Below are 12,848 nucleotides of genomic sequence, written 5' to 3'. Positions count from 1 at the left end.
TACAAAATCAGTACAGTACGCATTCGGGAGTACTCACATGGCAACTTTAGTTAAAACTACTTCAGGTACCTGGAAAGCCGTTATTCGAAAAACCGGCTGGCCGACGACGTCCAAAACTTTTCGTCTCAAACGCGATGCCGAGGATTGGGCAAGACGCACTGAAGATGAAATTGTGCGTGGCGTCTACATCAAACGTTCCTCGTCAGAACGACTCACCATTGAAGAAGCATTAAAACGCTACCTGGCAGAAATCTCACCGACCAAACGACCGGCGACCGCAGCCTGTGATGCAAGACATTCCAAACCGATTATCAAAGCCCTGGGGAAATACTCCCTGGCCGCCCTGACTCCAGAAATCATTGCCAAGTATCGAGATGACCGGTTAGCTGGCCTGGACCGTTGCGACGCCAGAGGTAACCCAGCACCCAAGCCACGCTCACCTAATACCGTGCGCATTGACCTTGCCCTGCTCAGTCACCTGTACAACATTGCGATTAAAGAATGGGGTATCGGCCTGGCAATTAACCCGGTTCAGAATATTCGTAAGCCCTCCCCGCCTTCTGGCCGTGAACGACGCTTGACCGAAGAAGAAGAGCTACAGCTCCTGGAAGCCGTTGAGGCACACACCAATCCGATGCTGGCCTGGATTGTTCGTATCGCGCTGGAAACTGGTATGCGTTCATCTGAAATCACTTCTCTGCGCCGCTCTCAGGTCGATTTAAAAAAGCGTGTGGTTTTCCTGGTCGAAACCAAAAACACCATGCCGAGAACCGTTCCGCTTTCTCTCCTGGCGTTAGAATCCTTTAAGCAGGCGATTAATAATCCGGTACGGCCAATTGATACCGACCTGATTTTCTTTGGTGAACCAGGCAAAGACGGAAAGCGACGCCCGTACAACTTCAACAAGGTATGGATGAAGATCAAAGCCAAGATTGGCCTGAAGGATTTTAAATTCCACGACCTGCGCCACGAGAGCGTCAGCCGTTTGGTTGAAGGCGGATTGAGTGATCAGCAAGTCGCCGCCATCAGCGGCCATAAATCGATGCAGATGCTACGTCGCTATACTCACCTAAGAGCCGAAGACCTGGTTGAAGAACTGGACGCGATTGCTAAAGGGAAAAAGGCTTAGACAACTCTGCCCCTCAAGTGTCAATGAAATGAGGATTAGGCCGATGTGTCCTGGCTGTGAGCAATGGACAAGTCTGGTTTATTGACACTTGGGGGGCCGGTACGTTTCAGCCACCAATATCCATAACAATTCAATACTGCCTAAATCATGTTTAAACAGACGCATGTTAGTTTAAACATGATTTAAAACTTTCTGTCGGATTAGGAAACTATGTCTATTCCTTGATCGTTTGTTAAGCCTCTTATTCAGGAGACAAATAGCCTCTCAGCAACTCTTCCAATTGCTCTTTTAAAACCTTTGATTTGGTTACTGTAAACTCATAAAAGTTTTGCTGCTTGTCATATACCTGATCAACGTGTTTCCCCTGTAAACCAGGCAACTTTGATACATTCATAGCTCCTTGGTATTGGCGAACTTGTTTATCGATTTCTATAGCAAACTCTTCAATTTCTTTACTGACCGATGCATCCAGCCAAAGCTTTTCAGCCTCAAAACTATTACGAAACTCCTCCACAGCATCGTTGAATTCATGAAATTTGTTTTCATCAGTCGCCAAGAGGATTTTTCTCGAGCAACTCAACAAGTCTGCCAATTTAGAGTAAATTTTCTCAATCGCGTCGATCTTTTTCTCATGATACTTAGACAGCTTAATTTGATACTCAATGGTGCCCTTTTCCAACTGACGTTTAATGCTTTCGGTCTCTGATGTAATCACTCGGTTCTGTTCTTTTATGTCTTCAAAAGCAAGTTTAATAGCTGTTAATTCACCCGATTTTTTGAATAGAGCTACACAATATACACAGACAACGGCAATCAAAAAGATAAAAAAATTGAGATATATGAGCTTATCGTTCGAATCTATAATTGCATTAGCTATAGCTTGTAATTCTTCGTATTTCATTATTTCTCCATTGAGGCTTAACGCCTCAGTCAGCGGAAGGCTGCACTGACTTGTTATGCGTGACCTGTGAATGTAGATGATCGATATGCCGCTGCAAACGTACATGCCAAAAATAAAAACCAAATCCTGAAATGAGAACACCCAAAGCGCCTCCAAGAACGCTTATGTTTCTCGCCCATTGGTATTTTTCCAATTTCGAATTGACTGTGAATCTTTTGGCAGGGTTTGCATCAAGCAGTGCGCCAGTCTCTACCTTCAATTTCTCGGACTCTTGAAGTATTGCATCAAGTTCCTTTTTCTGAGTTTCAGACAGAGAGTTAATATCGCCTTGGACGCTATTGTAAATGGCTATTCCTTCATTTGTTTTCGCTGCAAACCTTCCGTATGCCTCCGCTCCCTCAAACATCATATTTATATATTCTTCATTGGACTCGAAAAAGGCATCGAAATCGTTGGAAGCATTCCACCAAAATGCACCCGATGACCCGGCAATTAGAAGCCCAAGCACAGCGAGAAATTTATATAAATTGTCTGTTGGAGGAGAAATCATCTGTCACTTACCTTAATTCATAACGCCGCGCTCTGCGGCAAATTTGAAGCGCAGCGGAAAATTTGTCCGACAGCAGCGCTTTGTTAAGCGTGGCTTGAAGTTCAGTAACTTTTAATTTTAGGAAGCGCAAAGTTTGAAAAACCTGAAAAATCTGGATAAATGGTTGAGTGCCTGTATCCAAAAAGCTTGTCTAGTCGCTTTCGAATATCTTCTTTGGCACTCGCCTTAATTCTGAAGGTGTATAGTGCTCCAGGCCCGGCACCTTTTCCTTTAGCGGGATCAAATACATGAGGTCTTGCAGCAACACAGCACGCTTCGCGCGCTTCTGCTATAGGCCACCAACCTTCTTTGAAATTGGGAGATTTAGGAAACTGAAATTTTTTTCCATCAGGTTTGTTGGTCGATGGAACACCACCGAAAAGAAACCCACCATTTTGAGCCGCTATTCTTGCGTCCAAGTTTGCTGGCTTCCATGCAAAGACTGAAGTATTCCATTCTTTGCTATCGATTCCTTCACTTCGATCCTGCTTCCAAGGACGATTATAATCATCCTCCCAAGATCGATATTCGTCATTTTCATTTATTAGACGATCAGTTACATCGAACGCAAAAAGCCTGGCGTCTTTATCTTCATGGATTCTTGTCCCGTTGCTCCATTTCTCTTCAACAGCGAACCAAGCGCCAACCCAAGCATTGAAAGTAATATCAATTAATCTTGTTGGAGCACCGTAGTGCTGCAACATAGCAAGTTGATTTAATATTGATAACCGTCCTGTTTGAGACGAAGAGTGCAACCCCCAGCGATGAAGCTCTACAAGTATCTCGCTTTCTTCTTTAGCTATTTCGGCTTCAGTAAGAACCTTTCCTTTTGTCAGATTAGCCCTTCTATATAAAGAGCTATGCAGAGCCCAGCTTGCATCGATTTGCCCACGCCAAGCAAACTTGATGTTCTTTGAAACTGCTTTTTCCATTACTTGATTGACGACTTTTAAAAGTCCATCAAAATCTGCGATTTCCACCTCAAAGGGCTTCCAAAAATCCTCTACCTTCAATTCAAAATCCTTTTACGCTTAACAGTGTCTTTTCAGCAGACATTGTCTTTATAATATTTTCAGAAAATACAGATACCATAGCAGTAGCATACTGTTCTGTAAGTCTTATCTGTTCTGTAAGTCTTATCTTTCCTTGCACTCACAAATTGCGGAACACGTCTGCATAGTCATAAGTGTTCACCTAAGTTCATAATCTTCTATTACGGAAAATTGGTCAATATATGACAAGAGAATGTGGTCAGGAATTCAATGTTGGGTGATTTCTGCGCACTTGCGAGTTAACACTTTCGTTTCATAAGCTGTCGTTACGACTCTCAAGTGCCCCTCATATGTCAATAACTCCACCAGAGCCACAGTAATACACTTCTCTATTATCTTCATAAACTCACATATATTGACACTTGAGGGGCACATTCACGGCAACTGAGTAGCCATAGAATGTAATCACTTAACAACAATAGTGATTTAAATCACAAATACACATGCAACTAAAAGAAAATCATGGTAGGTGATTCTTGCAAGTTAAGCGTATTTCACCCGAATTAATCTAACTCTACGTACTATCTCACTCACTTGATGTCACTCCTCTCTCTTTATTTATAAATCCAGAACAAAAACAATTTTTACAATTAAAACAAAACGATAAAAAATTAACTTTATCACTATAGATATCGATGTTCGATATACCGAAATCTAGAAAGCTCAAAATCAGCAAAGACTAGATTTTAGCCGCTAAAAAACCAACAAAACACACCCAAAAGATCTACGATATATCGAAAAATTGAAGCTAAAATTCACAAACGTGATGTTAAAGTGCAGTTTACAACCCCAAAGCCTTATGCATAGACTATCTCAAAGTCAATAGAGAGACTGACAAAGGAGATCGGTATGGGTACAGAACATCGCAACATAACGGCTAAGGAAAATACAATGACCACTGAGGAAAGCCTCTACAACCACTATGGAGGATCTCCGCTGCTTTCATTTACTCAGGTTGCAGAGATCCTGCATCGCAGTCCTGAAGGCTTGAGGATTACACTTCGCACAAATTGCGAACTGGCCAATAAGCTAAAACCAAACCGGATAAAAATTGGCAGACGGGTTTATTTCAAAGTCTCCGATATAGCCAACTTAATTGACCAAGCCACCCCGGACAATATGGAGGCTTGAGATGTCGGATTACGTCAAAGAGCTGCAAGCCTGGATTATTCAGCGCCAGCCTAATACTCGCCGTCCCACCAAGCAGGAAGTCCTTGCAACCTTCCTTGGCGTTCAACCCTTCGTCGAGGAAAGCATCGAGGCCGGATATAACCTCAAAACCGTTTGGGAGTACCTGACGGAGCAGAAATATATCTCGTTCCGCTATGAAACATTTCTGCGCTACGTAAAGCAGTACATCACGACAGTCCCCAAGCCCAGCACAACCGATAAGCCAGCGAAAGAGAAGCAAAACGTTTCGCGTAAAATCAGTGGATTTTCGTTTGATGCCAAGCCCAATAAGCAGGACTTGATATGAATACGCAGCCACGCTGTTTAAGTGCTGTCAGCTCGCAGTCGCGGCGCTACCAACGCGCAACGCCGACACAACTTTGTGTGTTTTTCACCTGTATTGATGTGGTTTGTTCGTGTTTTTGCCTGCTTTTAGGCTGGTTTACGCGCAATTGCGCGATAGCAGCGCAGCATACCTGCGATATCCAAAACACAGTTGCGGGTGATATTGCGGGCAGGATAGGTGAAGTGGTCCCCCCGACAAGTCGGCGGTTACCACTTCACTTCCCTTATTCGCGCCAGGGCGCTCAACGGTAATCCTGCCCTGCGGGGCCGATTCAGTAACAGACGGTTCGAGACGGAGACAAAACATGAGTCATGCAGAGAAAGTCACCAGGAAGAATACGACGCCAATTAAAGTCTATTGCCTACCGGAAGAGCGTGAACGGATTGAAGCCAACGCCAAACAAGCCGGGCTGAGCGTATCCACTTACCTGCGCAGAATTGGTCAGGGACGCCAAGTGAAAAGCGTCGTCGATGCTGAGCAAGTTCGAGAGCTGGTTAAGGTAAACGGCGATCTTGGCCGTCTTGGCGGTTTACTCAAACTCTGGCTGACCAACGATGTTAAAGCCGCCCAAATCGGTGTGCCGACTATCAAAGCCGTGCTGAACCGGATTGATACCACCAAAGATCAGATGAGCACCATCATGGAGTCGGTCCTGCGCCAAAGGTGATAGTCATGATTGTTAAACACATTCCGATGCGTTCCACGCACAAATCTGATTTTGCCGGCTTAATCAATTACCTCACCGATGCTCAAAGCAAAGAGCACCGCTTGGGGCACGTAAAGCTGACGAACTGCCACGCCGATTCCGTCCGGGACTCAATCAGCGAAGTACTTGCCACTCAGCAGTCGAACACCCGGGCAAAGAACGATAAAACCTATCACCTGATCATCAGCTTCAGAGCCGGTGAACAGATTGAGCAAGACGTGCTTTCAGAGATTGAAAAACGTGTGTGTGACAGCCTTGGATTTAACGATCATCAACGTATCAGCGCCGTGCACAACGACACGGACAATCTGCATATCCATGTTGCCATCAATAAGATTCATCCCACGCGCCACACCATGCATGAACCGTATGCCGCCTATCGAACCTTGGCCGACCAATGTGAGCAGTTAGAAAAAGCGTTTGGACTCCAGCAGGATAATCACACGCCGCAGCAGAATCACAACGCTGCGCGCGCCGCCGACATGGAGCGTCACTCTGGCATTGAAAGCCTGGCCGGTTGGATTAAACGAGAGTGCTTAGAAGAGATGAGAGCCGCCCAGACCTGGGCTGAGTTACACGATACCTGCCGCACACATGGCCTAACGCTATCGGCCAAAGGTAATGGCTTGGTTTTCTCGGCTGACAGTGGCATCACGGTCAAAGCCAGTACCGTTGCGCGCTATCTCTCAAAGCCCAAGTTAGAAGCTCGATTCGGCGCGTTCCAATCGGATCAGACCGATAGCAATCACTCCGGCCAAACAGCGCAGCGAAATTACCAAAAGCAGCCGCTAAAAACACGCATCGATACCACCGAACTGTATGCACGCTATCAGCGTGAGCAAAAGGCTCACGCAACTCATAAGGCCACCGCTTTAGAGCAGCTTCGCCACAAGAAAAACCAGCAAATCATCAACGCCAAAAATAATAATAAGGTTCGCCGCGCCGCCATCAAACTGACCGGCAGCGGTCGATTTACCAAACGTGTGCTGTATTCCCAGGCGAGCCAGGCACTGCAAAGACGCTTGGACTCTATCCATAAACAATACCAACAAGAACGCCAACAGGTTTATCAAACTCACAGCAAGCGTACCTGGGCCGACTGGCTGAAGCACCAAGCGCAACAAGGTGACCAAACAGCATTAGCCGCGTTGCGAGCGCGAGAAGCGGCCCAAGCACTGAATGGCAACACGCTCCAGGGAAATGGACAGACACACAAAGACCAGAGCAGTGTGATCGATTCAATCACCAAAACCGGCACCGTTCTGTTTCGCTCCAAAAATGGCGCAGTACGTGACGATGGTCAACGCCTCCAGGTTTCGACTCAATCCGATTCCGAAGCGATAACTCAGGCGCTCAAAATAGCCCTGGAGCGTTATGGCAATCAAATCAGCGTCAATGGTTCCCCGGAGTTTAAAGCTCGCGTAATTCGTGCAGCGGCAGACACCGGCCTGCCCCTTACTTTCAGCGATAAAGGTCTGGAACAACGTCGATTATCTTTGCTGTCTGCCAACCATCAGGCCACACCGGCTAAGGCTCAACGCCGTGGTGTTCCGCCGATAGGCAAAGCGCCGCCTAGCATCAGGCGCAACACGCTCAGCACTCTTGCTCAGCTTGATGTCATGCGTTTTGACAAACCACAGGAGCAGAGGCCATCGGCACTGGAACAACGCAAAGCGCAACTGCGCGCTGAAATGGCTCAGAAAAAACAGAAACAAGCCAAGAAGAGCAGAAGTCGATAAACCACTTAAACGTCAGTAAGGAATACACGATGAACATCAGCACAAAAATTTTAGCGGCTAAAATTCGTCTTTTAGCACTCGGCGGGATAATGGCGCACGCTAGCCCTGTTTGGTCCGGTATACCGGTGGCCGACGGCGTTAACCTGCAACAAAACATCATTTCGGCGATGGAAGCCGTGACGCAGACCGCCAAACAAATCCAGCAGTATCAGTCCCAATTACAGCAATATGAAAACATGCTGCAAAACACGATGGCTCCGGCTTCCTACATCTGGGACCAGGCTCAATCCACAATTCATGATCTGACTCAGGCGACCAATACGCTCGCCTACTATCAGAATCAGCTTGGCAGTCTGGACGAGTATCTGGGCAAATTTCAGGATGTGGCCTACTACCGCAGTTCCCCCTGCTTTTCCTCTTCAGGGTGCAGTGAAACGGAAAGGACTGCCATGATCCAAAACCGTCGTTTGGCCTCTGAGTCTCAGAAAAAGGCCAACGATGCGTTATTCAACAACCTCGCTCTCCAGCAAGACAACTTACAAACCGATGCCCGTCAGCTTCAGCGATTGCAATCAGCCGCTCAGGGAGCTGATGGTCAGATGGCCGCTATCGGTTATGCCAACCAGCTTGCCAGTAACCAGGCTAACCAACTGCTGCAAATCCGCAGTTTATTGATTGCTCAGCAAAACGCTGTCGGCGCTCGGATGCAGGCAGACGCCGATAAAGAGGCACTGCAACAAGCCGCCCACGAAGCACTTTTTGATTTTGGTTCGCCAACCGACCGTTCCCAAAACAGAGGATTTTAAGCATGAAAATTACTTCATCTATCGCGTTGTGTCTGCTTACGTCATTGCTTCTGCTTGGCTGTGACCAGTCTCAAGACATCAAAGATATCGATTGCGACTCACCGGGCCTGACCAAAGCCGAGAAACAACAAGCCAACTGCTTTTGGAACATGGGTGACCCTACCGATCGCAGTCAGAATAAGGGATTCTGATCATGAAGGTTCGTCAGGTAATTTCCTTGGGCTTGATTATCCCTTCGGCAGCCGCCCATGCTGCCATTGATAACAACGGTGTGCTGGATGACGTCGCATTGCAGTTCATGACGGTCGCCAGTACCTGGGCAGGCGTGATGACTAACTACGCCAGTTGGCTGTTCTGGCTGCTTGGTACTATCTCTCTGGTTTGGACCGGAGGAACCCTCCTCCTCCGTCAAGCGGATATCAGAGAATTCTTTGCTGAGTTTATCCGCTTCATCATGACGTTCGGCTTCTTTCTGTGGCTGCTACGTAATGGCCCTGAATTTGCCACGTCCATCATCGATTCACTGAGAATCATCGGTGCAGAAGCTGCGGGGTTACCCCGTGAACTCACGCCATCCGAGCCAATCAGTATTGCACTGGATATTGTGGCTAAATCAGGCAATGCCTACAGCTTTTCCAGCCCCTTCGACAGCCTGGCGATCTTTATCATCACCCTGCTGATTGTCGTGTGTATGACGATTGTTTCTGCCAACGTATTAGTGGCCTTGGTGTCGGCCTGGGTACTTTGTTATGCAGGCATCTTTGTCCTCGGCTTTGGCGGCTCACGCTGGACTTCCGATATCGCCATTAACTATTTCCGCAACGTCCTTGGCCTGGCGTTAAAACTCATGACGATGACACTCATGATCGGCATTGCGATGTCCATCATGAATTCATTCCTGGTCAACCTTTCTGACGACGCCCCCATGCGAGAGCTACTGGTTATTTTCATTGTTGCTCTGGTCCTGGTGCTACTGATCCATTCCGTTCCCAATATCGTTGCCGGTCTCATCCCAGGCGCTGGAGCCGCAGCCAGTTCGGGCAACATCAGTGCCGGAGCAATGGCCGGGGCCGCAATGACCACCGGAGGAATGGCGGCTGGTGCAGTGATGGGTACTGCCGGTGGCGCATCCGCTCTTCAAGCCGCGTTTAAGTCGGCCACCAACTCAGACATGGCCGACATGATGACAGGCTCAATTGGCAGCGATTCTGCCAAGTCCGAAGAACCCGGTACAGGTGACACACCGTTTGCCAGAGCCGCAGGTATAGGGCGTGAATCGAATTGAGCTTCACTGGCCGGTAGACGGTTGGCTAAAGAATCACACACCGAAGTTCTGAGAGAACAATTCTTCAGAGTTTCACCATTAGGCATAGAGGAGAACAAGCATGGAACTACATTTTCCACCACAAAACTGGACCGACTTTGGCGCGTTTTTCGCGGTCATGTTCCTGGTAATGCTGGCGTTTTATTTTGCTGGTCAGTGGGCACATTCCACCAAATACAGTCAGCAGCTTTATCGCTTAGCTGACGTGCTGGAAGGAATTCAAAACAAAGTGGCCGATAAGGCGTATCGAGGAATGATGTCGTTGAATAAGCAAACCAACAAAACCAGAGGTTGGCCGTTCAAGTAACACAAATAATCAAGACACACAGGCCGGTGCTCGCAACACCGGCCTGCATTTTCACATTAACCTTCCTGAGAGGTATAACATGACAATAAAACATTATAGAGCACCTCACACAGAGTTAAAGTGCTTAAATTTCACCCTATCCAATGTATCTTGTGAGGACTGATATCATGTCACGCAAGAACACTAAGACAACACCGACAGCAATCAAAGGCTATTCCTCTGAAGTACGTGTAGTTCTGCGAGTAGTAAAACAAGGTAGCGTGCCAGAGGCTACTCGCCGCTTGATAGACAAGCTGAAGCACTTTCAGGACAACCCCTTTGTTCTCAGGTCTCTAAATTCACTGATTAGCCCTCACAGAGATATGCAGCGCCGCGTAAGAGTCAGAGCGTTTCGGGTCTTAACTGTTCTAATCAGTTATATGGATTGGGCAACATTCCGCATTGGAGTCCCAAAGACCGCATTTAATGATCCAGTCAAACACCGAGCCATGATCAAGCGGTATGAAAAAATGTATAACGAAACAATGCCTGAATCCTCTTGGTTTCGTTATATCGATAAATTAACGCAAGCAGGCTACCTCAACAGTGCCAACATGGATATTCGTAACCAAGACGGTCAAATTCGTGGGACGGCTGGACTCAAATGGTTAACCATGAAACTGATGAAAGAACTTCGCATCAAATCGGGCTGGCTGGATGAACAAAGAAATCATGCACTGGAGCGGTTAAAAAAAACGGGCCGGTGTAACGTATGGCCTACCTACTTCAGTAAAATGGCCCAGAAGAAGCGAGTTAAAGCGATAGTGGATGAAGCCACACAAACAGAATCATTCCAGGGGCAATTTGATACAGGCTTAACACCGCTCGACTTGAGATACCCACCCATTCATTAGCACTCCCTAATTTTTCATGCCAATTAGCTTTGGTCGACTTGTCACGTCTTCAAATCAGCCACCAACGCTAACGTTCAAGTTTTCTCCTGAACATATCTAAAATCTTGTACCGTATCCCTCTGACATAACTCAGTTGAGTCTGTTCAACAGACTCCGTTTTGATGTATCTACAAGCGTTTCGAAAAAATGAGAGTTGATAAAAGAATCCGGTATAACAAGTGGTTACTTCATTAACCTAACGGTTAAGCTCTATCACTGATTTATTCATGCCTCGTCCCTCGTCATGAATAAACTTTTTAAGTAGGTATTGAAGGTTTACGCTGCGCTATACCCAAAGGGGCAAGCCCCTCTGGACTCCCATTGAAAGCTTGGTCACCTTGCTGCAAGAGCAGTTCACATATTGAGCACCTGAGCATATGGTGAGATGATAGTTTTTACGCCAGGAAGGTAATCGACTTAAACCACCAAGATCTTCTCACCGAGAGAGCCAGACGCAGCATGAAAAGAAAAGCACCCGATACAGAGCCACCACGCCCCCTCACAGAAGCCGAAAAGGAAAACTTGAGGAAAGATATGCAGGAGTCGTCAAAATGGGCCAAAGAGGAGCTGAGAAAGAAAAAAGAAGCCAGAGCACCTCGTTCTGAGTATCTAGATCATGATGGGCCAAGACCACTCACGCCTGAAGAAATTGAAGATCTCCGCCAGGAAATGAAAGATGCGTCGGTTAAGATGCGAGAAGAGTTGGAGAGAAGAGGACGGACTAAGCGAACATAATTTGATTGATCGCTATAGCTACTGTTTGGAATGTGAGCATGGCGAAAATTCAACCATTAACGCCATACTCGTTTGTTAGCTGCCGTCAGGATGACCAAAGGTTAATAAAGCTGACGAATATTCATTATTTCCATAAAAAATCTTGAACACCATACAATAAGGCATATTTACAATAATCTTATCTATAACCGGAACGAATTTGGGATGACTACATTCATTTTTTTCAAGGTCAAAGTCAGCAATTGTTGCTGCGATTAAATCAGGTATTCGGTTGTAAGAATCATACCAAACTCTACCTTTGTCTTCGGGTAACCCAAAGACAAATTTTTCTTTATAATCCCCTTTAGAATTATACATATAATTATGAAAGTTATTTTTCACCAAATCAAAAATTACAGGCTTATTAAAACTAGACAACTTATAACTTAGCATCGGATCTCGGTCTGAGAACCAACCTATTATATCCACATCAGATACTAGACACACTTGATATGTAAAGTATGCAGCTAAAGATGATACAACCTCGATATTTCTGACTGCCTTGAGGTTTGGTCTAGGTTTCATGACTTCTTCGAGCAGCGTACTATATATTGATAGTAAAGACTTATAATAAGGCTTATCACCTTCATTTGATATCCAATACTTTACTTGATTTATAGCTAATTTATAACGAGTTTCTAATGCTTTACTTTCATTGAATGGGTCTAAAGCCCACTTCTTAGGTAAAATTATTGAAATGTTTAATATTTCACTATTATCAACAAATTCTATGAACTCTTTATTTACGCGCTTTAGTCTTTTTATATCTTTAAAAGACAACTCATCTATATATTCAGAAAGTTTAAAAAAGTCAGTACTATAAGGTAAAATAGAAAAAGTAATTACATCATTAGGCTTATTTCGGTCACCAAAAGCATAATCACTGAAAATCATCCATTTTGAAATATCTTTATTTTTTTTAAAGAAATCTGTAAAGTTTTTTTGGCTAGACTGATTAAAAGTGTCATCTAGTCTTTGTAAGAAATGATGGATGACAAAACCAGCGTCTGAACTTCCATAATCAGCCTGCCCTAGTTCAAATTCCGTAAACTTCAAAATACCTCCGATATTGA

The 12,848-nt window shown here is 45.6% G+C and carries 15 protein-coding genes; 11 read left to right on the top strand and 4 right to left on the bottom strand.

Features of this window, described 5'->3' with window-relative positions:
* Positions 1-37 precede the first annotated feature (37 nt).
* Positions 38-1,129, top strand: coding sequence for a site-specific integrase (locus ONE56_RS01750; RefSeq protein WP_078927337.1), 1,092 nt, complete (start codon positions 38-40; stop codon positions 1,127-1,129).
* Between the two features lie 241 nt (positions 1,130-1,370).
* On the opposite strand, the gene ONE56_RS01745 is transcribed toward ONE56_RS01750, so the two are convergent.
* The 3 genes from ONE56_RS01745 to ONE56_RS01735 all read right to left on the bottom strand — a co-directional run bounded on the left by ONE56_RS01745 (position 1,371) and on the right by ONE56_RS01735 (position 3,632).
* The gene (locus ONE56_RS01745; protein ID WP_423840157.1) at positions 1,371-2,030 is read right to left on the bottom strand and encodes a hypothetical protein; all 660 of its coding nucleotides are present in this window, start codon (positions 2,028-2,030) and stop codon (positions 1,371-1,373) included.
* Positions 2,031-2,055: 25 nt separating this feature from the next.
* Positions 2,056-2,580: a hypothetical protein gene (locus ONE56_RS01740; protein ID WP_423840156.1), complete on the bottom strand. Its 525-nt coding sequence runs from the start codon at positions 2,578-2,580 to the stop codon at positions 2,056-2,058.
* A gap of 101 nt (positions 2,581-2,681) precedes the next feature.
* Positions 2,682-3,632 (bottom strand): FRG domain-containing protein, encoded by a 951-nt coding sequence (locus ONE56_RS01735; RefSeq protein WP_318105768.1) that lies wholly within the window; start codon positions 3,630-3,632, stop codon positions 2,682-2,684.
* Between the two features lie 888 nt (positions 3,633-4,520).
* Here ONE56_RS01735 and ONE56_RS01730 point away from each other — a divergent pair.
* The 10 genes from ONE56_RS01730 to ONE56_RS01685 all read left to right on the top strand — a co-directional run bounded on the left by ONE56_RS01730 (position 4,521) and on the right by ONE56_RS01685 (position 11,736).
* On the top strand, positions 4,521-4,802 hold the full coding sequence (locus tag ONE56_RS01730; RefSeq protein WP_228750846.1) for a helix-turn-helix domain-containing protein: 282 nt from the start codon (positions 4,521-4,523) through the stop codon (positions 4,800-4,802).
* A 1-nt stretch (position 4,803) separates the two neighbouring features.
* A complete protein-coding gene (locus tag ONE56_RS01725; RefSeq protein WP_423840155.1) occupies positions 4,804-5,148 on the top strand; it encodes a TraK family protein in 345 nt (114 codons plus the stop codon).
* A gap of 343 nt (positions 5,149-5,491) precedes the next feature.
* The gene (traJ, locus tag ONE56_RS01720) at positions 5,492-5,854 is read left to right on the top strand and encodes a conjugal transfer transcriptional regulator TraJ (protein ID WP_423840154.1); all 363 of its coding nucleotides are present in this window, start codon (positions 5,492-5,494) and stop codon (positions 5,852-5,854) included.
* Positions 5,855-5,859: 5 nt separating this feature from the next.
* Complete coding sequence (gene traI / locus ONE56_RS01715; RefSeq protein ID WP_423840153.1) at positions 5,860-7,632, top strand: TraI/MobA(P) family conjugative relaxase; 1,773 nt, start codon at positions 5,860-5,862, stop codon at positions 7,630-7,632.
* 29 nt (positions 7,633-7,661) lie between these two features.
* Positions 7,662-8,438 (top strand): P-type conjugative transfer protein TrbJ, encoded by a 777-nt coding sequence (gene trbJ / locus ONE56_RS01710; protein ID WP_136483276.1) that lies wholly within the window; start codon positions 7,662-7,664, stop codon positions 8,436-8,438.
* 2 nt (positions 8,439-8,440) lie between these two features.
* Positions 8,441-8,629 carry a hypothetical protein gene (locus ONE56_RS01705; RefSeq protein ID WP_275015501.1) on the top strand — a complete coding sequence of 63 codons (189 nt, stop codon included), beginning with the start codon at positions 8,441-8,443 and terminating at the stop codon, positions 8,627-8,629.
* Positions 8,630-8,631: 2 nt separating this feature from the next.
* A complete protein-coding gene (gene trbL, locus ONE56_RS01700) occupies positions 8,632-9,723 on the top strand; it encodes a P-type conjugative transfer protein TrbL (RefSeq protein WP_423840152.1) in 1,092 nt (363 codons plus the stop codon).
* A 100-nt stretch (positions 9,724-9,823) separates the two neighbouring features.
* Entirely contained in the window at positions 9,824-10,069 is a 246-nt protein-coding gene (locus ONE56_RS01695) for a hypothetical protein (RefSeq protein WP_113598361.1), read from the top strand.
* A gap of 167 nt (positions 10,070-10,236) precedes the next feature.
* A complete protein-coding gene (locus tag ONE56_RS01690; RefSeq protein WP_423840151.1) occupies positions 10,237-10,962 on the top strand; it encodes a hypothetical protein in 726 nt (241 codons plus the stop codon).
* Between the two features lie 498 nt (positions 10,963-11,460).
* Complete coding sequence (locus ONE56_RS01685; RefSeq protein WP_423840150.1) at positions 11,461-11,736, top strand: hypothetical protein; 276 nt, start codon at positions 11,461-11,463, stop codon at positions 11,734-11,736.
* A gap of 75 nt (positions 11,737-11,811) precedes the next feature.
* Here ONE56_RS01685 and ONE56_RS01680 read toward each other — a convergent pair whose 3' ends face one another.
* Positions 11,812-12,831, bottom strand: a complete 1,020-nt coding sequence (locus tag ONE56_RS01680) for a hypothetical protein (RefSeq protein ID WP_423840149.1) — start codon at positions 12,829-12,831, stop codon at positions 11,812-11,814.
* Positions 12,832-12,848 lie beyond the last annotated feature (17 nt).

The sequence above is a fragment of the Vibrio mytili genome (genome assembly GCF_049563345.1).
GTDB lineage: Bacteria > Pseudomonadota > Gammaproteobacteria > Enterobacterales > Vibrionaceae > Vibrio > Vibrio mytili.
The sequence above is the reverse complement of the archived record's forward strand: the minus strand, read 5'-3'. Positions and strand labels throughout refer to the sequence as shown.

Bases quoted from the DNA above. Each gene is read 5' to 3' on its own strand.
- ONE56_RS01745 (WP_423840157.1), bottom strand. From the start codon at position 2,030: ATGAAATACGAAGAATTACAAGCTATAGCTAATGCAATTATAGATTCG.
- trbL (WP_423840152.1), top strand. From the start codon at position 8,632: ATGAAGGTTCGTCAGGTAATTTCCTTGGGCTTGATTATCCCTTCGGCA.
- ONE56_RS01730 (WP_228750846.1), top strand. From the start codon at position 4,521: ATGGGTACAGAACATCGCAACATAACGGCTAAGGAAAATACAATGACC.
- traI (WP_423840153.1), top strand. From the start codon at position 5,860: ATGATTGTTAAACACATTCCGATGCGTTCCACGCACAAATCTGATTTT.
- ONE56_RS01695 (WP_113598361.1), top strand. From the start codon at position 9,824: ATGGAACTACATTTTCCACCACAAAACTGGACCGACTTTGGCGCGTTT.
- ONE56_RS01750 (WP_078927337.1), top strand. From the start codon at position 38: ATGGCAACTTTAGTTAAAACTACTTCAGGTACCTGGAAAGCCGTTATT.
- ONE56_RS01690 (WP_423840151.1), top strand. From the start codon at position 10,237: ATGTCACGCAAGAACACTAAGACAACACCGACAGCAATCAAAGGCTAT.
- ONE56_RS01725 (WP_423840155.1), top strand. From the start codon at position 4,804: ATGTCGGATTACGTCAAAGAGCTGCAAGCCTGGATTATTCAGCGCCAG.
- traJ (WP_423840154.1), top strand. From the start codon at position 5,492: ATGAGTCATGCAGAGAAAGTCACCAGGAAGAATACGACGCCAATTAAA.
- ONE56_RS01705 (WP_275015501.1), top strand. From the start codon at position 8,441: ATGAAAATTACTTCATCTATCGCGTTGTGTCTGCTTACGTCATTGCTT.
- ONE56_RS01685 (WP_423840150.1), top strand. From the start codon at position 11,461: ATGAAAAGAAAAGCACCCGATACAGAGCCACCACGCCCCCTCACAGAA.
- ONE56_RS01740 (WP_423840156.1), bottom strand. From the start codon at position 2,580: ATGATTTCTCCTCCAACAGACAATTTATATAAATTTCTCGCTGTGCTT.
- trbJ (WP_136483276.1), top strand. From the start codon at position 7,662: ATGAACATCAGCACAAAAATTTTAGCGGCTAAAATTCGTCTTTTAGCA.